This is a genomic window from Syntrophotalea acetylenica, from assembly GCF_001888165.1.
Lineage (GTDB): Bacteria > Desulfobacterota > Desulfuromonadia > Desulfuromonadales > Syntrophotaleaceae > Syntrophotalea > Syntrophotalea acetylenica.
In genome coordinates this window covers 2455637-2475273 of sequence record NZ_CP015455.1, presented here as the reverse complement: position 1 = coordinate 2475273, position 19637 = coordinate 2455637, and the positions used below count along the sequence as shown (strand labels likewise).

16 protein-coding genes are annotated in these 19637 nt (G+C 57.5%); 5 read left to right on the top strand and 11 right to left on the bottom strand.

Translation table 11 applies throughout. From position 1 onward, the window contains the following. Window positions 1-11 precede the first annotated feature (11 nt). The 5 genes from A6070_RS11440 to A6070_RS11420 all read right to left on the bottom strand — a co-directional run bounded on the left by A6070_RS11440 (window position 12) and on the right by A6070_RS11420 (window position 4191). Window positions 12-761, bottom strand: coding sequence for a hypothetical protein (locus A6070_RS11440; protein WP_072285875.1), 750 nt, complete (start codon window positions 759-761; stop codon window positions 12-14). Between the two features lie 164 nt (window positions 762-925). Beyond that, window positions 926-2401, bottom strand: a complete 1476-nt coding sequence (locus A6070_RS11435; RefSeq protein WP_072285874.1) for a catalase — start codon at window positions 2399-2401, stop codon at window positions 926-928. 74 nt (window positions 2402-2475) lie between these two features. Next, complete coding sequence (locus tag A6070_RS11430; protein ID WP_072285873.1) at window positions 2476-2904, bottom strand: fasciclin domain-containing protein; 429 nt, start codon at window positions 2902-2904, stop codon at window positions 2476-2478. Between the two features lie 39 nt (window positions 2905-2943). Beyond that, window positions 2944-3516 (bottom strand): rubrerythrin, encoded by a 573-nt coding sequence (gene rbr / locus A6070_RS11425; protein WP_072285872.1) that lies wholly within the window; start codon window positions 3514-3516, stop codon window positions 2944-2946. A 195-nt stretch (window positions 3517-3711) separates the two neighbouring features. Next, window positions 3712-4191 carry a Fur family transcriptional regulator gene (locus A6070_RS11420; protein WP_072285871.1) on the bottom strand — a complete coding sequence of 160 codons (480 nt, stop codon included), beginning with the start codon at window positions 4189-4191 and terminating at the stop codon, window positions 3712-3714. 164 nt (window positions 4192-4355) lie between these two features. Between A6070_RS11420 and A6070_RS11415 the strand changes: the two genes are divergently transcribed. Next, window positions 4356-6941 carry a PEP/pyruvate-binding domain-containing protein gene (locus A6070_RS11415; RefSeq protein WP_072285870.1) on the top strand — a complete coding sequence of 862 codons (2586 nt, stop codon included), beginning with the start codon at window positions 4356-4358 and terminating at the stop codon, window positions 6939-6941. Window positions 6942-6996: 55 nt separating this feature from the next. Here A6070_RS11415 and gdhA read toward each other — a convergent pair whose 3' ends face one another. After that, the gene (gene gdhA / locus A6070_RS11410) at window positions 6997-8346 is read right to left on the bottom strand and encodes an NADP-specific glutamate dehydrogenase (protein ID WP_072285869.1); all 1350 of its coding nucleotides are present in this window, start codon (window positions 8344-8346) and stop codon (window positions 6997-6999) included. Window positions 8347-8747: 401 nt separating this feature from the next. Here gdhA and A6070_RS11405 point away from each other — a divergent pair, with 401 nt between their 5' ends. Continuing rightward, complete coding sequence (locus A6070_RS11405; protein WP_072285868.1) at window positions 8748-10316, top strand: diguanylate cyclase domain-containing protein; 1569 nt, start codon at window positions 8748-8750, stop codon at window positions 10314-10316. A gap of 93 nt (window positions 10317-10409) precedes the next feature. Here the strand turns inward: A6070_RS11405 and hcp are convergent, their stop codons facing one another. The 5 genes from hcp to A6070_RS11380 form a co-directional block, all read right to left on the bottom strand. Then, the gene (hcp, locus tag A6070_RS11400) at window positions 10410-12062 is read right to left on the bottom strand and encodes a hydroxylamine reductase (protein WP_072285867.1); all 1653 of its coding nucleotides are present in this window, start codon (window positions 12060-12062) and stop codon (window positions 10410-10412) included. Between the two features lie 175 nt (window positions 12063-12237). Further along, window positions 12238-12954, bottom strand: a complete 717-nt coding sequence (locus A6070_RS11395) for an N-formylglutamate amidohydrolase (RefSeq protein ID WP_072285866.1) — start codon at window positions 12952-12954, stop codon at window positions 12238-12240. A 65-nt stretch (window positions 12955-13019) separates the two neighbouring features. Next, a complete protein-coding gene (locus tag A6070_RS11390) occupies window positions 13020-14267 on the bottom strand; it encodes a carboxylate-amine ligase (protein ID WP_072285865.1) in 1248 nt (415 codons plus the stop codon). Further along, entirely contained in the window at window positions 14264-15748 is a 1485-nt protein-coding gene (locus tag A6070_RS11385) for a RimK family protein (RefSeq protein WP_072285864.1), read from the bottom strand. Before A6070_RS11385 ends, A6070_RS11390 begins: the two co-directional genes overlap by 4 nt. Continuing rightward, window positions 15720-16466, bottom strand: a complete 747-nt coding sequence (locus A6070_RS11380; RefSeq protein ID WP_083558844.1) for a cysteine peptidase family C39 domain-containing protein — start codon at window positions 16464-16466, stop codon at window positions 15720-15722. The genes A6070_RS11385 and A6070_RS11380 overlap by 29 nt, the downstream gene beginning before the upstream one ends. A 374-nt stretch (window positions 16467-16840) precedes the next feature. Here A6070_RS11380 and A6070_RS11370 point away from each other — a divergent pair, with 374 nt between their 5' ends. The 3 genes from A6070_RS11370 to A6070_RS11360 all read left to right on the top strand — a co-directional run bounded on the left by A6070_RS11370 (window position 16841) and on the right by A6070_RS11360 (window position 19532). Next, window positions 16841-18127, top strand: a complete 1287-nt coding sequence (locus A6070_RS11370; RefSeq protein WP_072285862.1) for a cation diffusion facilitator family transporter — start codon at window positions 16841-16843, stop codon at window positions 18125-18127. A 129-nt stretch (window positions 18128-18256) separates the two neighbouring features. Next, window positions 18257-18574, top strand: a complete 318-nt coding sequence (locus tag A6070_RS11365; RefSeq protein WP_072285861.1) for a DUF5320 domain-containing protein — start codon at window positions 18257-18259, stop codon at window positions 18572-18574. A 184-nt stretch (window positions 18575-18758) separates the two neighbouring features. Then, complete coding sequence (locus tag A6070_RS11360) at window positions 18759-19532, top strand: hypothetical protein (protein WP_072502089.1); 774 nt, start codon at window positions 18759-18761, stop codon at window positions 19530-19532. Window positions 19533-19637 lie beyond the last annotated feature (105 nt).

Sequence of the window (19637 nt, the reverse complement as noted above, 5' to 3'; positions counted from 1 at the left end):
TCCACTCTGGATTAAAGCGGGCCCTGCACAATGGGCGAGGCATTGCGGTCAAAAGGGTTTTTTCGCAAGGACAGTGAAAAAAGGTAGGGGTAAGCCGCTTCAAGGTGCTGCATATAGTTGAGCCACTGCCGGCTCAGTTGCCCGTAGACGCGCCCTGCATCGCCACACAGGTGGGTGCTGTCGGAAGCCGGCAACCCATCGAAGGTTTCCCGGGCTTCAAGCTCCTCGGTCAGATGAAACACCGCCCAGAGAACATCCGTAAAGGCTCCATGTTCCAGAAGATTCGGGTTTTCCAGCAGTCTCAGCAGAAAATCGCGCTTCGGCCCCAGGAATTCTTTCAGTTTTGTCAATTCAGCCTTTTTCTGATCAATCTGATAGCTGTGCTTCCTGAGATATCCGCACAACTTTCTGTAGCCTTCACTGGCGGTGTCCTGCCGCGTATCAAGGGCTGCTTCGATATTTTCGGACTGAGCGTCCCATCCTGAAATCAGGCGTAACAGGCCGATTCCCACCTCGCTGAAAAAAGCCCCGATCACCATGTTCAGTTTTTCAAGGCGCTTCTTTTTCTCCCGCTCCTGCAGTACGCGGTGAATGATGAGGGTAACCAGCAAAACTTCCACAAATACAAACGCTATGTCCTCCACCAGGAAAATAAGAATATGGTGAAGATCCTTGAAGATCAGGTAATGCAGGATATAGACGAGAATGGACAACAGCAGCAACGTGGCACCGAGCAGCACCTGCCAATTGAACGATTTCATAAAGAACCATCCCGGATCTGAAAGTTGGATTTCGATGGGGCCCTCGCGCAAGAGGCGGTCCCCATAAAAAGGCCGGGGTTTCGGTGCGCTCAGGCAACCTGGCCCCGGCCATAAACGACAGGTCTTCCATCTTTTTGGAGAGTGCCCTTGCCGTGCGATGACGCTTATTCGGGGATCTCCTCCAGCGGAATGCCCATGGCTTCGGCGACGCCCCGGCCATAGGCCGGATCGGCTTTCATGCAGTTGCCGATGTGGCGGATCTTGATTTCGCGCGGGGCGTCCCCCATGGCGCGGGCGGTGTTGCCGAACAGGGCCTGCTGCTGTTCGGGGCTCATCAGTCGGAACAGGTCGCCCGGTTGGCTGTAGTAATCGTCATTATCTTCCCGGTGGTTCCAGTGCGCCGCCGCCCCCGAGAGTTCCAGCGGCGGTTCGGCGTATTCGGGCTGTTCCTGCCATTCGCCGTAGCCGTTGGGCTCATAACCGAGCGTACTGCCGTAGTTGCCATCGACGCGCATCTGACCGTCGCGATGGTAGCTGTGGAACGGGCAGCGGGGGCGGTTGACCGGGATCAGGTGGTGGTTGACGCCGAGCCGGTAGCGTTGTGCATCCCCATAGGAAAACAGTCGCCCTTGCAGCATCTTGTCCGGCGAATAGCCGATGCCCGGTACGATGTTGGCCGGGTTGAACGCCGCCTGTTCGACTTCGGCGAAGTAGTTGTCCGGGTTGCGGTTGAGTTCGAATTCACCGACATCCATTACCGGGTAGTCGCCGTGGGGCCAGACCTTGGTCAGGTCGAAGGGGTTGAAGGGACAGGTGCGCGCCTGCTCGTCGGTCATGATCTGGATCTGCATCTTCCAGCCCGGAAAATCGCCTTTCTCGATGCTTTCGTAAAGATCGCGCTGATTGCTTTCCCGGTCCTTGCCGATCACTGCTTCGGCCTCGCAGTCGGTCAGGCACTTGATGCCCTGCCGGGTCTTGAAATGGAACTTGACCCAGAAACGCTCGTTCTTGGCGTTTATAAGGCTGTAGGTATGGCTGCCGTAGCCGTTCATGTGCCGGTAGGAGCAGGGGATTCCGCGGTCGCTCATGGTGATGGTCACCTGGTGCAAGGCTTCGGGAAGCAGGGTCCAGAAATCCCAGTTGTTTTTGGCGCTGCGCAGGTTGGTGCGGGGATCGCGCTTGACCACATGGTTGAGGTCGGGGAATTTCAGCGGATCCTTGAGGAAAAACACCGGCGTGTTGTTGCCGACCAGGTCCCAGTTGCCTTCTTCAGTGTAGTACTTCATGGCAAAGCCACGGATATCCCGCTCGGCGTCGGCCGCACCGCGCTCGCCTGCGACGGTGGAGAAACGCACGAACATCTCGGTTTTCTTGCCGACCTCGGAGAAAATTTTCGCTTTGGTGTAGCTGGTGATGTCATGCGTTACGGTAAAAACGCCGTAAGCCCCCGACCCTTTGGCATGCATGCGGCGTTCGGGGATCACCTCGCGGTCGAAATTGGCCATTTTTTCCAGAAACCAGGTGTCCTGCAGCAGCACCGGGCCGCGCGGACCGGCGGTCATGATGTTGTTGTTGTCCACCACGGGAGCGCCGGCGTTGGTGGTGAGTTTTTTCGACTTGTCGGATTTATCCTCTGCCATGGAAAACTCCTTTTTGCGTATCTGACGCATTCTTTCCGTAAGGTTTGACCCGAACCCGGCTATAAAAAGCCATCTCAGGCCGTGGTTTCATACCAACCCGAATGCTGCGGTAGAAACACATTGTCGATGATGTGGATGACACCGTTGGCGCATTCGATGTCCGGTTCGATGATGTGGGCGTTGTCGATCATGATTTCGTTCTCATCGAGATACACCGACAGGCTCTTGCCCATTTCAGTGGCCAGGGTAAAGATGTTCTGGGCGTCCAGCGCGGCTGCGGCGTGTTTTTCGGCCACCAGGTGGTATTGCAGAATGGTGGCGAGCTTGTCCTTGTCCTCCATGATCACTTCGATGTTCAGCCGTTTGAACGCATCATCGTTGGGCGCGAAAAAGGTGAAGCTGCCGGGCTTGTTCAGCCAGTCGGTCATGCCGGCAGTTTTTAGGGCGGTGGCCAGCGTTTTGAGGGTGCTGTTGGCCTCGATGGTCTGCATGATGGACGGCATGGGGTCTCCTTTCTCCCCGAAGGGAATCTTCTTAAATTTTCAGTAGTTTTCTCCAAGCAGTTCGAAGTGGGCCTGGGGATGGGCGCAGGCCGGGCATTCGGCGGGCGCCTGCGTTCCTTCATGCAGGTAGCCGCAGTTGCGGCAGCGCCAGACCGCCGGACTGTCTTTTTTGAAGACCTTGCCGTTTTTAATGTTGGCCAGCAAGGCACGATAGCGTTTTTCGTGCTGTTTTTCGGCGACCGCAATCGCCATGAAAATATCCGCGATGGCTTCGAATCCCTCTTCCCGGGCGATTTTGGCGAAGCCGGGATACATCTGGGCGTGCTCGTGGTTTTCCCCTGCAGCGGCTTCCTCCAGGTTGGTGGCGGTGTCGCCAATCACTCCGGCCGGAAAGGCCGCGCATATTTCCACCTCGCCGCCCTCGAGCAACTTGAAAAGCCGCTTGGCGTGTTCCTTTTCCTGATTGGCGGTTTCTTCGAAAATGTCGGCAATCTGCACGAAACCATCTTTTTTGGCCTGGCTGGCGAAGTAGGTGTAGCGGTTGCGGGCCTGGGATTCACCGGCGAAGGCGGTAAGGATGTTCTTCTCGGTTCTGCTGCCTTTAAGGGTCATAAGCTGTTCCTTTCTATCGTGTTACAGGTGAAAAACGCATGGTCGGAAAACGCGATGTCGCTTACACTTAACTGAAAAAATAAATGATGCAACATGCATTTCAAGGGTCGTAATGCGGATTTGGCGGAATTGCCCTTGTTTCCGAAACCCGGATGTAGAATAGTAATTATTACTATTGAACATTTCTACCAAAAGTCAAGGTGATGGGGGTGGTTTTTCCCCGGTTTTGTTTCGACAGTCATGGCAGACGCCCCGCACCTCGACGTGGACGGAGCGGATGTCGCCGAACTCGACCACTTGTTCCGGAGCGGTGAGGCTGTCAAATGCGTCGCTGTAAAAATCCCGTACCGAGCCGCATTCAGTGCAGATGAAATGGTGGTGGTGCTGCAGATTGCCGTCAAAGCGCATGCTTTCTCCGGGCGCACTGACGCGGGAGATGATGCCTTGTTGTTCAAAAAGGCGCAGGGTGCGGTAGACCGTGTCCAGGGAAATTGCGGGAAGGCGTTTTTTTACCTGGCCATAGATGATTTCCGCGCTCGGATGATCCTCTCTCGCCCGCAGCTCCCGGTAGATTTCGATGCGCTGCCGGGTCGGTTTGATGCCCTGCCGACGGCAGAATTCGGTAAAAGCCGCAAGGTCCGGGCCCGCGGTGTCACGGCATGGGGTGGTTTTCAAGCTTGTGGGTCCTTTCACCTGTTGTTATGCTTTTGTGCAAATGATATCAGGTTTCGCGCAACTTGATATCGCCAGACACCATGGCGGGTATTTTCCCGCCTGCCGCGGGGGGCGAGTGTTCCCTGCCGCCATGATGAACTGCCCTTCAACCCGGAGGTTGCCCTATGAACAGGCAGTCGATTGCCTCGACGGGATTCTTTGGTCTCGATGATATCCTCGACCATTTGCGGGTGGGCGACAATGTCGTGTGGCGTGTCGACAGCGTGGCCGACTACGATTATTTTGCGCAGCGCTTTGTGCAGCAGGCGCTGGGCGAGGGCCGGCAGGTCGTCTATATGCGGTTCGGCCAGCACCCGTCTCTGGTTGAGCCGGCTCCGGGGGTTACCATCCACAAACTGGATGCCTATAAAGGGTTCGAGCCCTTTGCCACCAAAGTCTATAATATCCTTACCGAGACAGGCCCCGGGGTGTATTACGTGTTCGATTGCCTGTCGGACCTGCTGCTGGCCTGGGCGACAGACGCCATGATCGGCAATTTTTTTCAGGTGACATGCCCATACCTTTATGAATTGGATACGGTGGCCTATTTCGGACTGATCCGCAGCAGCCATTCCTTTAAAACGATTGCCCAGATCCGCGAGACGACCCAGGTGCTGCTCGATCTCTACCGGTTTAACGGCCTCATGCATGTGCACCCCACGAAAGTCTGGCAGCGGCACTCGCCGACCATGTTTCTGCCCCATGTGAAGCAGGATGAATGCTTCGTGCCGATCGCCAACAGTTACGATGCCACCAACCTGACCCGGATCTATCTGCGCAATTCCGAGAACGCCCACCGGCATCTGGATTACTGGGATCGCCTTTTCCTGCGGGCCGAAGCGCTGGCCGCTACGCCATCCTCCCGTAGTGAGCAGGAGGAAATGGTCGATCAGCTATGCCGCATCATGATCGGGCACGATGACCGCATGTTGAGCCTGGCGCGCAGCTATTTTTCCCTGGAGGATTTGCTCGAGATCAAATCGCGCACTATCGGCACCGGTTATATCGGGGGCAAGGCCGTTGGCATGCTGCTGGCCCGCGGTATGCTGCTGCGTGATTTTTCCTTTGACTGGCAGCGTTATCTGGAACCGCACGATTCCTTTTACATCGCCTCGGATATCTATTTTTCCTATATTGTCCATAACGGCTGGTGGAAACTGCTGATGCAGCAGAAAACTCCGGACGGCTATTTCCGGCATGCCCCCGATCTTGCCGAAAAATTCCGCCATGGCTCGTTCCCGCCGGAGGTGCGGGAAAAATTTCGGGAAATGCTCGAACATTTCGGGCAATATCCAATTATCGTGCGTTCCAGCAGCCTGCTCGAGGACAGTTTTGGCAACGCCTTTGCCGGAAAATACGAGAGTTACTTCCGCGTCAACCAGGGGGCGCCGGAACAGCGCTACGAACAGTTCGAAGATGCGGTGCGCCAGGTTTTCGCCAGCACCATGAGCGAAGATGCCCTGACCTATCGGCGGCAGAGGGGGCTCGACAAGCGGCAGGAGCAGATGGCCCTGCTCGTGCAGCGTGTGTCCGGAGCCTACCATGAACACTTTTATTTTCCGGAACTGGCCGGGGTGGGGGCCTCCTACAACACCTTTGTGTGGGATCGGGACATGGATCCCAGGGCCGGCATGTTGCGCCTGGTGCTCGGCTTGGGAACCCGTGCCGTGGACCGCGCGGAGAGCGATTACCCGCGCATTGTCGCCCTGGATCAGCCCGGCAAGATTCCCCAGAAAAACGCCTCGGATCTCCGCCGCTTTTCCCAACGGGACGTCGATGTGCTGAATGTAAATAAAAACGCTCCGGAAACGGTATCCTTGCTGACCCTTGCCGGACACCGGCTGAATATGGAGCTGGAGCGTTACGCGGTGCCGGACCGGGAGGCGCTGCAACGACTGGAAGAGCGCGGCCTCAAGTCGCGGCCCGCCTGGTTGCTGACGTTTGAAGGGCTGTTGTCCGAAACCGGCTTCGCAAAGCTGATGCAACGCATGCTCAAGACCCTGGAGAAAACCTACTGTTACCCGGTGGATATCGAATTTACGGTAAATTTCATCGGGGACGATGTGCCCCGTATCAACCTGGTCCAGTGCCGTCCGCTGCAGACCCGCGGTCTGGAGAAGGGCGGCAATATCCCCGAGGCTTTGCCCCAAGAGCGGGTTTTTTTTGAGTCAGAAGGGCATTTCATGGGGGGCAACGTTGTGCAGCCGGTGCACTGCATCATCTGGATCGAGCCGCAGGGCTATTGCCCTCTGCCGCTGTCCGACAAGTATGAAATCGCCCGGCTGGTGGGAAGGATCAATAAAAAGGTCTGTGACAAACAGGATCTGCCCACCTTGCTGATGGGGCCTGGCCGATGGGGAACCAGCACCCCTTCGCTGGGCATCCCGGTGAGATTTTCCGAAATCAACAATGTTTCCGTGCTGGTCGAAGTGGCATTTCCGCCGGGTGGCCTGATGCCGGAACTGTCTTTCGGATCGCATTTTTTCCAGGATCTGGTGGAGACCGAGATCTTCTATCTGGCGTTGTATCCCGAAGATGGGCACTGTTTTTTCAATCGCAGCCTGCTCGATCGGCACCCGAACCGCCTTCTGAGCCTGGAGCCGACCGCCGGAAGGTATGAAGAGATTGTCAAGGTCGTGTTTCTGGACGAAGGCGAACTGCAGTTGATGTCCGATGTGCTGGCGCAAAAAGTGATCTGTTTCGGTCGCTGAAAACAGAAAAGCCCGGCAAAAGCCGGGCTTTTCTGTTTTTCGTGAGCTGTATGGATCAGACCAGGCCCATGGCCAGCATGGCCTTGGCGACCTTGATGAAACCGGCGATGTTGGCGCCGTTGACGAGGTTGCCGGGGGTGCCGAATTCCATGGCGGTTTCGGCGACGTTTTTGTGGATGTTGATCATGATCTCGTGCAGACGTTTTTCGGTGTGCTCGAAGGACCACGAGTCGCGGCTGGCGTTCTGCTGCATTTCCAGCGCCGAGGTCGCAACCCCGCCCGCATTGGCGGCTTTGGCAGGGCCGTAGGCGATTTTGGCGTCGAGGAAGACGCTGACGCCTTCGGGAGTCGTCGGCATGTTGGCGCCCTCACCGACCGCGATACAGCCGTTCTTGACCAGAGCCTCGGCGTCCTTGCCGGTCAGTTCGTTCTGGGTTGCGCAGGGCAGGGCAACCTGGCAGGGGATGTCCCAGATGTTGCCGTTTTCGGTGTAGACGGCATCGCTGTGGTAGCTGGCGTAGTCGCGGACGCGGCGGCGTTCGACTTCCTTGAGTTGTTTGAGCAGGTCGAGGTCGATGCCCTTTTCATGGAACAGCACGCCGTTGGAGTCGGAACAGGCTACTACTTTGGCGCCAAGGTGGAACAGTTTCTCGATGGCGTAGATGGCCACGTTGCCGGAACCGGAAACGGTGCATACCTTGCCTTCCAGCGAATCGCCGCGGGCCTTGAGCATCTCTTCCACGAAATAGACCGTGCCGTAGCCGGTAGCTTCGGTGCGCACCAGGGACCCGCCCCAGGTCAACCCCTTGCCGGTCAGAACGCCGGCTTCGTACTTGTTGGTGATGCGCTTGTACTGGCCGAACATATAGCCGATTTCGCGACCGCCAACACCGATGTCGCCTGCCGGAACGTCGGTGTTTTCACCGATGTGACGATACAGTTCGATCATGAAGCTCTGGCAGAAGCGCATGATTTCGCTGTCGGATTTGCCCTTGGGATCGAAGTCCGAGCCACCCTTGCCGCCGCCGATGGGCATGCCGGTCAGGGAGTTTTTGAAAATCTGCTCGAACCCGAGGAACTTGATGATTCCCAGGTAAACCGAGGGGTGGAACCGCAGGCCGCCTTTGTAGGGACCAAGGGCGCTGTTGAACTCGACGCGGAAACCGCGGTTGATGTGCACGCGGCCCTGGTCGTCCTGCCAGGGTACCCGGAAGATGATCTGGCGCTCCGGTTCGCAGATCCTTTCGATGATTTTGTATTCGCGAAATTCCGGGTATTTGCTCAGAACGGGTCCCAGGGATTCGAGAACTTCGCGCACCGCCTGGTGGTATTCCACTTCCCCCGGATTGCGGGCCAGTACTTCCTGATAGATGGGGGAGACTTTTTCATCCAGTGTTACAGTCATAGTGCCTCCTGTTGCGTTAGATGTGTATGTGTTTTTGCCTAATAAATAGGCAGTCTTAAGCCAAAATTTAAGCAGATCGCATTTTAGTGTAAAAGTGTGGGACATGTCCAGAATAAAAAACAGGTAGGCCTTACCATGTATGACTAAAAATTAGGCAAAATTGCCGGAAATTTCATCAATTTTGCGCATCGGACCTGCTTCCGCCCTTTCCCGCATTGGATTAAACTTTTTGGTCGTGTCGGTCGATGAAGCAACAGGTCCGCTGGTTTGACGCCCAATGGTAATGGGGGTCATCCTTTTTTTTGCAGCGGTTCGGAATCGGCATGCGCAGACCAGGTTTGCACCGCCGGTAGCATGGCTTTTGCCGGTCCGGTTTCCGGACAGGACCCCGGAGGTTGCTTGTGACTTTACGTTTGCGAACCTTTTGCCTGGTTGCCGTGACCTTGCTGGGGTTTTATGCCGTTTTATACGGGATATCCTCAACCATTTTTCTCGGCAGTTTCAAACGGCTGGAACACAAATACATGTTGCAGCGGGTAGAGCTGGCAAGGCGGGTGGTGAACAGCCTGCTGGAAACCCAGTCCTTGTATGTCCGAGACTGGGCTTACTGGGATGATACCTATGCTTTCATGCAGGATGGCAACAGGCAATACGTGCGTTCCAATCTGCCGGTGGCCACTTTTCTGCAGCTGGATGCCGAGCTGTTTCTGTATTTTGGTCCTGACGGCTCCTTGTTTGAAGGCTTCTGGCACAATGGCAGCAATGTCGTGACGGCCCCACCTGCCGCCTGGGTCGCCGCAATTCAGGAAAGCGGAAGGTTCTCGCGTCTTTCGGCAAAGCATCCGCCCGCCAGCGGCTTGATAGGCGTGGAAGGTCGGCCCCTGCTGGTTGCCGCCGCGCCGATTTTGAACAGCAACGCCATGGGGCCAGGTCGCGGCACCCTGCTGGTAGGCCGTTTTCTCGATGACCGGCGTTTGCAGCAGGCCGCGCGGCCTGCCGGGTTGAACCTTTCCCTTGTTTCCCGGCCGAACGATGTGCCCGTTTCAGCAGCCTCACCTGTGGCGGTTCGCACGGAAGGCGCGGATGCCATCAGCGGATATGTTCTGATTGCCGACGATGCGAAGCGCCCGGCGGCTGTTCTGCGCGTTCAGGATGCTCGCTGGATTTATCGGCAGGGGAAAGCCGGACAACACTATCTGATGGCAAATCTGGCCGCGGCGGCGGTGGTCTTCCTGATAGTTCTGATGCATCTCATGCACCGTCTGGTTCTGGCGCGACTGAAACGTCTGGACCGGGGCCTGGCGCGTATCCGCGATGCCGGTGAAGCCGATTTGCGGCTGACGGTGGAAGGGAATGACGAACTGGGCATGATTGCCGTCAGCATGAATGAGACCCTGGACAGGTTGCAGAAGGTCCAGCAGGCGTTGCGCCACGAGGCGCTGCACGACCCTTTGACGGGGCTGGGCAATCGTTCCCTGTTTTTCCAGCGTGCGCATTCGGCCTTGCAGAGGTTAAGGGAAAACCAGTCTGCCGGTCTGGCTGTTTTGCTGATCGATATCGATCACTTCAAGCGGATCAATGATACCTTCGGTCATGGCGCTGGCGACGAACTGCTGACGGTAGCCGCGGAGCGCCTCGGCCGCTGTTTCCGGGAGAGCGACACCCTCGCGCGCATGGGGGGAGACGAGTTTGCCGTACTGCTTGATCCTGTGGCACGAAAGGTGGACGCCGTCCATCTCGCCTCGCGGCTGTTGGAATCCCTTCAGGAACCGGCTTTTCACAACGGCCATCCGGTGCGTTTTGCCGCCAGCATCGGAGTGGTTTTTGTTGGAGGTGGCCATATCGATATTGAGCAGTTGCTGCGCGAAGCTGACGCCGCCATGTACCGTGCCAAGCGGGAGGGCAGAAGCAGAGTGGTAGTGTTTCAGCAGGCCATGCACGAAGAGTTTTCGGCGGGGCTTCCGCTCTGAGTTTTGCAGGCGGTTTGTCAGGCATCAAACCGTGCATTGTGAAAAAAGGCGGCAGGATTTCCTGCCGCCTTTTGATCGTGGGTTATTTCCGAATCAGCCGAGGATTTCCTTGAGATCGGCATCCGGGGTGCTGATGGGGGCGATGTTGAAGTTTTCCACCAGGTAATTCAATACGTTCGGCGAAACAAAGGCCGGCAGGGTGGGGCCAAGCTTGATATTCTTGATGCCAAGGTGCAGCAGGGTCAGCAGGATGACCACCGCCTTCTGCTCGTACCAGGACAAAATCAGCGACAGAGGCAGATCGTTGACGCCGCATTCGAAGGCGCCGGCCAGGGCGATGGCGATCTGGATGGCGCTGTAGGCGTCGTTGCACTGTCCCACGTCGAGCAGGCGTGGAATGCCGCCGATGTCGCCGAAGTCAAGTTTGTTGAAACGGTACTTGCCGCACGCCAGAGTCAGGATCACGCAGTCCTTGGGGACTTTTTCGGCGAACTCGGTGTAGTAGTTGCGCCCCGGTTTGGCGCCGTCGCAACCGCCGATGAGGAAGAAATGTTTTACCGCGCCGGCCTTCACCGCTTCGATGACCTTGTCGGCTACGCCCAGCACCGCGTCGTGGCCGAAACCGACCATGATTTCCTTGCCCGGTGCTTCGGGCAGGTCGGGGCAGGCGAGGGCCTTGTCGATAACCTCGGAGAAGTCCCATCCTTCCAGATGCCTGACGCCGGGCCAGGCTACGCAGTCCCAGGTGAAAAGGCGGTCTTTATAGGAATCGGCCGGACGCTGGATGCAGTTGGTATTGAAGATAATGGCGCCAGAAAATTCGGGGAATTCCTTGGCCTGGTCCTGCCAGGCGCCGCCGAAGTTGCCGGCCAGGTGCTTGTATTTTTTCAGACCCGGATAGCCGTGGGCCGGCAGCATTTCCCCGTGGGTGTAGACGTTGATGCCCTTGCCCTCGCTTTGCTTGAGAACTTCCTCCAGCATTTTCAGGTCGTGTCCGGAAACCAGGATTCCCTTGCCCTTGCGGGTACCGGTGTTGACCATGGTCGGTTCGGGTTTGCCGTAATGTCCGATATTGGCCTCGTTGAGCATCCCCATGACGGTCAGGTTGACCTTGCCGCATTCCATGGCCAGGTTGACGAAATCCATCAGTCCCAGGTTGGGGTCGCAGGTGGCGGCCAGCGCCCGGTGGAAAAAGGCGAAAACTTCATCGTCGGTTTTACCCAGGATCATTGCATGGTGGGCATAGGCCGCCATGCCTTTGAGGCCGTAGATCAGGATTTCAATGGCTGAACGCACGTCCGGATCGGCGTGCAGATGCTCGATGCTGTAGCTTTCCCCCTGTTTGATCAGATCGGAAGTCGGTTTCCAGTCCTTGGCGTCCGCCGGCACCCCGGGTTTGAAGGCTTCCTTGATGCCGCTCACCAGCTTGCCGATGCCGCAGCAGGAGGTTCCGGCCAGATCCATGGCTTTTTTTTCCATGTTGTAGCAACGGGCGATGAGTTCTTCAAGGTGCTTGGGATCGAAGTCGACATTGGTCACGATGGCAAACAGCCCGGCCAGCATGAACTTGTCGATCTGCAAATCTTTTTTGCCTTGTTTGCGCGCCTCGTTGGCGTAGTAGGCCAGACCCCGCAGGCCCTGCAGCAGGTTGTCCTGCAGCGCCGCCGTTTCCGGTTGCTTGCCGCATACGCCGGTTACCGTGCATGCTACGCCTTTTGCCGCCTGTTCGCATTGGTGACAGTACATGTTTCCTCCTCGTCTTGGTGGGATATGCCTGGGCGATATCTGTTCAGAAGCGTTTCAGGGTGTCTTTGATGGCAACCTAACCCGGATCGACAAGAGAAAAATTGATGCCGGTCAACTTTGCACCGATTTACCTGACCGTCCTGTGAATTTATCAGAAACTTCTGCGAAATCAATTTCATGCGTTGATATTTCGCAGGGTTTTGCGCAGCGCTGCGATCAATGCCTGTTGCAGCCTTGCCCAAGTGTTTTTGCCGCTGAGCGGGATGGCCTGGTTGATTTCGATTTCGATGCCGAGATAGCTGTTTTCCCCAAAATTTTGGCGAAGAGAGGTAACCAGGGCGTCAGCGTTGCCGCGATAGGGGTAGTTACGACGGATGCGCAGTGTCGGTTGTGTTGCCGCGAGGGCTTTTTGCCACTGGCGGCAAAACAATTTTTCGGCGCTCCGCGACGGGTCGTACAGCAGGCCGATATCGGCATTGCGGACCTTTCCGTTGAGGATCGGCGTGAAGCTGTGCACCGAAAGGTGCAGCGCGCGATCGTTTTGAGCGATGATGCCGGCGACGATGTCTTTGGCGGTGCGCCAGTAGGGCCGGTGGTAGTGTTGTTGCAACAGTTGCTGCTCCGAGAAAGGCAGGTGGCGGCTGAATTCGGAAAACAGCGTACGGTTGGCGGCAGACCGGTTGAGGTCCACGAGCAGGCGGCTGACATTGGCGACAAGCAACGGTGCCTGGAAGGCTGCCGCCAGACTTTCGGCAAAAGGCAGTATGCCGATATCGTATCCACGATGGGTTTCGAGTACGGCCCGCCGATCTTCGAAAAGGTGCCGGTATCGCACTGGAATCCGATTGCTGGCATGTTCGCAACTGACAAAAATCCGGGGCGTGCAAGTCATGGGGTGATCCTTTGATCCGGTTGGGTCAGGAGTGCAAAGAGCCATGGGTTTATCTGCTCTGCCGCTCACTCGGCAAGAAACATGCGGCCTTTGCCAAGGCAGTCGCACAGGGCTCGGTAGATTGCGGCTATATTATCCAGACCGGGATGTTTGCCCAGGGCATCAAGGATGCGCCGCGCCAGTGGCCCCCGATCCAGGATGGTTGTCAACTCCGGCAGAAACGATTTCAATTCCCCCCATTGCTCCCGCCCCAGAGTGGTTACGAGGTGCCGCCACAACTCTTTCGCCGTGGCACGGTCGCGGTCGAGACCGAACATAGAGAGATAGGCGCGGTTGCCGATGACAGCTTGTTCGGCGTCGCGGATGGTGGCGGAAAGTATTTCCGCCAGTGGTTCCACCGGCCAGTCCCGCATCTTTGCCGGCGACTGCCAGCGTTGTTTGGTCAAGGCTTTGAGCGTGGCTACCACGGCAGCGGCAATCGCCAGGTCGGCCACCGGCGTTTCCTGCACATCCAGGGTGCGTATTTCGATGGTGCCCCGCTCGAACCGGGCGATGGCACCCCGCGAATTGAGCCATTCTTCCTGCAGAACGCCTTGCGGGTCGTCGGTGGCGATGGCGCGGTAGAGTGGCCACAGGATCTGCTCCCGGTAGGTCCGCCGGCTGAACACCGCTTCAGGGATTACCCGGCCGGTAATCATCGGGATACGTTTCTGATTGTCGCGGTAAACCTGCAGGCGGGTGTCGAGCAACCCGCTGAAGCGACCGTCCATAAAAGGCGAGCTGGCCGACAGTGCCGGCAGGATCGGCAGCAGCAGGCGAATGGCGGCGTGCAGACTGCCGAATTCCGCATCGCCGCAAAACGGCAGGTTGAGGTGACAACTCTGCAGGTTGGCCCATCCGTGGCCGCGACAGTCGAAAATCCGATGGTAGGTCTGGTAGATAAGGCTGTTGTCATGGGGCCACAGACGGCTGTCCCTGGCGGGGTCCATCCAGGGGTGCATGGCGGTGGGCATCAGCCGTGCGTTAAATGTTTCCAGACGCCGGTTGACCGCGGCAACACCTTCTTGAAAAATCGGCGCTAACTCGGTCAGGCCGGCGGCGGGGCCGTTGGTTTTCAGCTCGATCACATGCAGGACCAGCTCGTTGGACCAGCGCAGCGGTCCGGCCTCCACTTCGTCCGTAAGATGCCCGGCCTGGGCGGCCAGCAGCCGGTCGGCCATGGGTGCCACCGCCAGGGATTGCCGGTCGACGAGCATGTACTCCAGTTCCACGCCAATGCCTTCGAACAGATGCAGCCTTCTGGATGTTGTCATTTGCCCGGAATCCCCTTGCGCATCTCCACCCGCCGCATCAATCCCTGCATGATGATGCGATACAGGTTCTCCTTGAGAACGGCGTCTTCCACTCCTGCATCGATATTTGGATTGTCATTGACCTCGATGACATAGACCCGTCGGCCCACCTGTTTGAGGTCCACCCCGTACAGACTGTCACCGATGAGGTTGGCGGCCTTGAGCGCCGTGGAAACGACCCCGGCGGGGACGTCCTGGATTGGCAGCGTTTCCCAGCGGCCTTCGTCGAGCAGCCTGCCATCAAGATCGTGGCGCAGGATCTGCCAGTGCCGGGCCGCCATATAATAGCGACAGGCATACAATGGCTGACGATCGAAGATGCCAATGCGCCAGTCGAAAGTTGTTGGCAGGTAGCGCTGGGCAATCACCAGGTCGGAATGGGCCAGCAGGTGGATAAGTTCCTGACGCAGGTCTTCTGCCCGATCGACCTTGAGCACGCCGCGGGAAAAGGAACCATCCGGCTGTTTCAGAATGCAGGGCAGTCCCAAACTGGCGATCACCGGTTCCGGGGCGGGGCGGTGCAGGATCAGGGTATCCGGCACAGCGATGTGATGTCGGCGCAGCAGTTCTGCCAGAAATACCTTGTTGGTGCATTTCAGAATCGACTCCGGACTGTCGATGACGACCAGGCCTTCAGCGACAGCGCGGCGGGCGAAACGGAAGGTGTGGTGATTGACGCTGGTCGTTTCTCGCAGAAACAGCGCGTCAAACTCGGCCAGGCGGCCGAAATCATTGCGCCCGATGATCTCTGCTGAGAATCCGACCTGCCTGGCGGCATGCAGAAAGCGCTGCAGGGCTCGGGTGTTGGATGGCGGTTCGGCTTCATCGGGGTTGGTCAGGATAGCCAGGTCGAAGCGCGCCCGGCCGTGCCGCTGCGTTCGCGGTCGGGGACGCTGAAAATATTCGACGGCCTTCTCGAGGGCAAATGCTCGATGTTCTTCGGGGATTTCGCTGGCGGCCAGCGGCATGATGTTCTGCATCTGCCACTTTTCCCGTTTGGGGTTGTAGGCGAAGCAGGCCCTCAGAAACGGTGCCGGAAACAGGCTGAACAGTTGCTGGCTCAGTCGGTCGTAGCGTTTGGCAAAATTACGTCCAAGGTAGATGCTGAGGATGAATTCTCCGGAACGCAGGGGACGCAGGCTTTTCTGGATCGTATCGTCCAGTTCGTCCGACACGGTACGAATCATGCTGTTCGATTTCAGATCCTGAATCGCCGAGACATCCGGCAGCGGACGGTGACCGCGGGCCTGGGCCAGCAACGAGACGTAATACCCCAGGCTCTGGTAGCGGTAGGAGCGACAGAGGTTGAAAACCTTGACACGCCGCCGGTTTTGATATCCAGGGTCGGTCAGGTAGTGGCGTGCTTTAACGAGTTCCGTGCCGGGGATATCGATAGGCCAGGCGGCCGGGTCATCAACCACGATCAGGGTGTCGAGAGGCATGGCGTTGTCGCTCCTGTCGGGGTTGGATGATCAGCAGGTTGGCGTCATAGGTCAAAACACCCAGCAGTATGGCGCACAGCACCCGTTCGATGGGAACATTGTAAATCTGCCGATCCGCCACCGGATTGGGCAGCAGCGGGTCGGCCACGGCGATGGTGCGCCGTTCCTTGTCGTAGCCACATAAAACGACGAAATGTCCCGAAGGTTCGCCGCGGATATCGTCGTATTCGCAGAGTGGACCATACTCGCGGGGAGTGCGGTACAGGTAGGTGGCGCTGAGCCCGGTGATGATCGGCAGTTCGCGCTTGACGTAACGTCGGATAAGATCGAGGGTAAGATCCTCGAAGCGCAACTGCCCTCCCAGATCAAGAAAACGCAGGTAAGCCCGTGAGGCGGCCTGCAGTTTCGGATCGTTTTTGAACAGCATCTGTTTTTGCAGGCGGTCCCGAATATCCGGCCCGCCCGGCATCAGCCAGGTGGGGTCGAAAAGCTGCATCTTGTAGCTGTAGATGGTGGCGCGAAATCCCTTGTCCAGAGCGTGACAGGCCAGCAATACCGCCAGGGTGCCGCCGCCTTCGAGCATCGGCACCTCCCGGATCACCTGCGGCAGGGGCATTTCCTGGTTGAAATAGCAATAAAGCGCATGGAGGCAGGTCGGGCCGCAGGTTGTTTCATCCGGTTGCGGTAAAATATCAAAGGGCAGATGCATGTGCCGCATGCGACAGCCTCCTTTGAGCATGGGATTTCTTTCCTTATTCTAGCAGATTGACGGGTGGTGGCGTGGCATGCGGATCTGTAAAATGAATGCTTTTGGTTGCAGAAAAAACATAATAGATGTAAAAAATATCTATTAACAAAAAACATGATACACCAAGGGAAATGATATGGCTTTTGGTTTTGGCAGAGGTGGCAGACGAGGTGGAAATCCCTGGAGTGGCTGCAAACGGCCCGGCGGTCCGCCCAGCCATTGCGTGTGCCCGGTATGCGGGCTTAAACTTCCTCACCAGCTCGGAGTGCCCTGTTTCAAGCGGATCTGTCCTGAATGCGGCTCGCCCATGACACGGCAGCTCGTTACCGAAGAGAGGTAGCGGCATGACTGAGGTCTGTGTTCAACGAGCCCAGACGGCCCGGCTTCAGCGCGGCCAGAGAATCGCCCTGCTGGCGACGGCGGCCACCTTTGGTCTGGCCGTCGGCAAGGCTCTGGTGGGCTGGCATTACAATTCTCCGGTGCTGATCGCCGACGCTTTTCACAGCGGTGCGGATCTGCTGGCGATTTTTGCCAGCTTCTTTGGCCTCTGGCTGGCCGCCAAGGAAAAGACCGAGCGGTTTCCCTACGGTCTTTACCGGGCGGAAACCTTTGTCACCCTGCTTGCCGGGGCGGTGATCTGCTGGGCGGGACTGGAATTGATTCCGGAAGGGCTGGACAAACTGGGGCATGCTGCGGGCAGGGGAACCATGCCATTGGTACCGATGCTGGCCAGCGCCGTTTCCATGGTGGTATCCCTGGCGATCGCTTTGGCGGAAAGACACGTCGGCCGCGCCATCAATTCCCAGTCGCTGCAGGTCAATGCCGGCGAATCGTTTCTTGATATCGCGACCTCGAGCGTGGTGCTGGCGGGATTGCTGCTCGACTATCTGGGTATCCGTTATATCGAGGGGGCTGTCATTCTGCTGATCGCCTTTCTGATTATCAAACTGGGCTGGAGCAGCGTGCGGCAGTCTTTTCTGGCGCTGCTGGACGCCAACCTCGATCCCCGGTTGACCCATGCCATCGAAGCGTGTGTCAACAGCATCTACGGTGTCAAGGGCATCAGCGAGGTGCGTATTCGTCAGGCCGGCCCGTTTCGCATGGTCGATTGCGTCATCTATACCAGTCCCACCCTGCCTTTGTATCGCGCCCACCATCTGGCGGATCTGGCCGAGCAGGCCATCCGCAAGCAGAGCGAACACATTGAATCGGTTTTCGTGCATGTCGAGCCGGCCACCGATCATGAATTGACCGCTATCGTTCCGGTCAAGGATATCAAGGGACTGGAATCCCGGGTACACGGTCATTTCGGGCGTGCGCCCTTTTTCGTGGTGCTGCGTTTGCATGCGCAGGGCGAGGAAATCGAGGACTTTTATTCCAACCAGTTTCTCGACCAGAAAAAATTCATCGGCCTGAAGGTCATCAAGACCATGCTGGCGCAAAAAATCGACCTGCTGTTTACCCCCCGTATTGGCGAAATTTCCTTCTATATGCTCAAGGACAATCTGGTCGACATCTACCAGGTGGCCGAGGACCAGAGTGTCAGCGAAGTCATTGCCCGATTCCGCGAAAAACAGCTGCCGGTCCTGAGCGAACCGACCCATTCCGTCGAAGAATCCCTGGTGGAATAATCACCCTTGACAAGGCGGCACACGGGTATTATCTTTTAAGTGTAAAGAACATCTACAAGCAATTTGCGTGGATCGCAATAGTGAAAAGGATCCCGCAGAGGCCGCGCAAGCGGCGGAAAGGAGGGCGAAATGCCACGTGGAGATGGAACAGGACCGATGGGATATGGGCCGTTGACCGGTCGGCGGATGGGGTATTGCGCCGGTTTTGATATGCCTGGCTTTGCCTATGGTGCAGGTTTCGGCATGGGCCGGGGGCGCGGCGGTGGCCGGGCCATGGCCTGGCGGCGCGGTTTTGGCGGGTGGGGTTTTCCTGCTGCCTATCCTGTACCGGGTCCAATCGCGCAGGCTCCGGACAGCAACCAGCTCAAGGCTCAGATCGATGCGCTTGAGCAGTCGTTGACGGTGTTGAAACAGCAGCTTGAGGCCATGGAGAAAAGCAGCGAATAAATGCTGCCATTCATGAAATGAAAAGAGGTGATGCGGGAAATATCGGCATTGCCTCTTTTTTATTGAAAGACCGAAAAGTCCGCTGGATGCCGGAATATTAAAATTCCAACTTCCCGGTTTCGTCCATCGGGCCAATCTGTTAAAGTATGCAGTGATTTGGTTGCCGTTTGTTATGGAGGTATGTATGCGCCAATTATCCAGTCTGACAGCGGGCCTGCTGTTTGCGGCGTTGTTGTCGGGGTGCTCCGGCTCGGGAGACGCTCTTCTACGTTTGCAGGAAGAGAATCGGCTCCTGCAGCAGCAGCTGGTACTTGCCCAGCAGAACATCGCGGACCTTACCGGGGAGAAGGCTTCTCTGGACGAAAAGGTCGCCGATCTGACGCGGGTATCGGGTACCTTGCAGCGGGAAAAGCGCGCCAGGGTCGAAGAGGCGGAGCAATTGCGCAAGTCCATGCGCGGTTTCGTGCAGGCGCAGATGGATGCCCTGCGGGAATTCTCCATCAGGCAGGATTTTTTCGACTACATCGGTGCCGAACTGGTGAATCGCCAGCACAGCGGCGAAGAGAATCTCACCCTGGTCGACCATGGCAATCGCATCCCTGGCAGCGGAACCCTGCTGGCGGTGCGGGGGTACTTTATCGTGCCCTGCAGGTTGCGGGTGCTGGTACTGCGGCCAGCCCAGAACGTATGGGAGGTGGTGAAGGTGTCGGAATTGCAGGAAGTCGCCAAGCCCGGCATGGCCCAGGTCGAGCTTGATGTGCCCATGGCCGTGCAGGCCGGAGATATCCTCGGTTTTGCTTTCGCGGGCCCGGTGGGGGTTCCCTATGATGAGAAAACCGGAGCCACGGTGCTGTTTTCCGATCCCCTCAAGGCGGGCAGCCGCCTGCATATCCCGGAAATCAAGGGGACTCCCAGGCGGCGCGCCTATTCCATCGGCGGCGTGGGTTTATTTGATTAGACCGGTGCTCTCCGGCCGCGGATAATTCAATAGGAGTTTATTAAGGCAGGTCGGGATTTTCCCGGCCTGTTCTGTTTGGGGAAAGCTCCGGATTAAAAATGCATT

What these genes read in the sequence shown, in the direction of transcription:
- A6070_RS11440 (WP_072285875.1), bottom strand. Translation starts at nt 761, where the DNA reads ATGAAATCGTTCAATTGGCAGGTGCTGCTCGGTGCCACGTTGCTGCTG.
- A6070_RS11435 (WP_072285874.1), bottom strand. Translation starts at nt 2,401, where the DNA reads ATGGCAGAGGATAAATCCGACAAGTCGAAAAAACTCACCACCAACGCC.
- A6070_RS11430 (WP_072285873.1), bottom strand. Translation starts at nt 2,904, where the DNA reads ATGCCGTCCATCATGCAGACCATCGAGGCCAACAGCACCCTCAAAACG.
- rbr (WP_072285872.1), bottom strand. Translation starts at nt 3,516, where the DNA reads ATGACCCTTAAAGGCAGCAGAACCGAGAAGAACATCCTTACCGCCTTC.
- A6070_RS11415 (WP_072285870.1), top strand. Translation starts at nt 4,356, where the DNA reads ATGAACAGGCAGTCGATTGCCTCGACGGGATTCTTTGGTCTCGATGAT.
- gdhA (WP_072285869.1), bottom strand. Translation starts at nt 8,346, where the DNA reads ATGACTGTAACACTGGATGAAAAAGTCTCCCCCATCTATCAGGAAGTA.
- hcp (WP_072285867.1), bottom strand. Translation starts at nt 12,062, where the DNA reads ATGTACTGTCACCAATGCGAACAGGCGGCAAAAGGCGTAGCATGCACG.
- A6070_RS11395 (WP_072285866.1), bottom strand. Translation starts at nt 12,954, where the DNA reads ATGACTTGCACGCCCCGGATTTTTGTCAGTTGCGAACATGCCAGCAAT.
- A6070_RS11390 (WP_072285865.1), bottom strand. Translation starts at nt 14,267, where the DNA reads ATGACAACATCCAGAAGGCTGCATCTGTTCGAAGGCATTGGCGTGGAA.
- A6070_RS11385 (WP_072285864.1), bottom strand. Translation starts at nt 15,748, where the DNA reads ATGCCTCTCGACACCCTGATCGTGGTTGATGACCCGGCCGCCTGGCCT.
- A6070_RS11380 (WP_083558844.1), bottom strand. Translation starts at nt 16,466, where the DNA reads ATGCGGCACATGCATCTGCCCTTTGATATTTTACCGCAACCGGATGAA.
- A6070_RS11370 (WP_072285862.1), top strand. Translation starts at nt 16,841, where the DNA reads ATGACTGAGGTCTGTGTTCAACGAGCCCAGACGGCCCGGCTTCAGCGC.
- A6070_RS11365 (WP_072285861.1), top strand. Translation starts at nt 18,257, where the DNA reads ATGCCACGTGGAGATGGAACAGGACCGATGGGATATGGGCCGTTGACC.
- A6070_RS11360 (WP_072502089.1), top strand. Translation starts at nt 18,759, where the DNA reads ATGCGCCAATTATCCAGTCTGACAGCGGGCCTGCTGTTTGCGGCGTTG.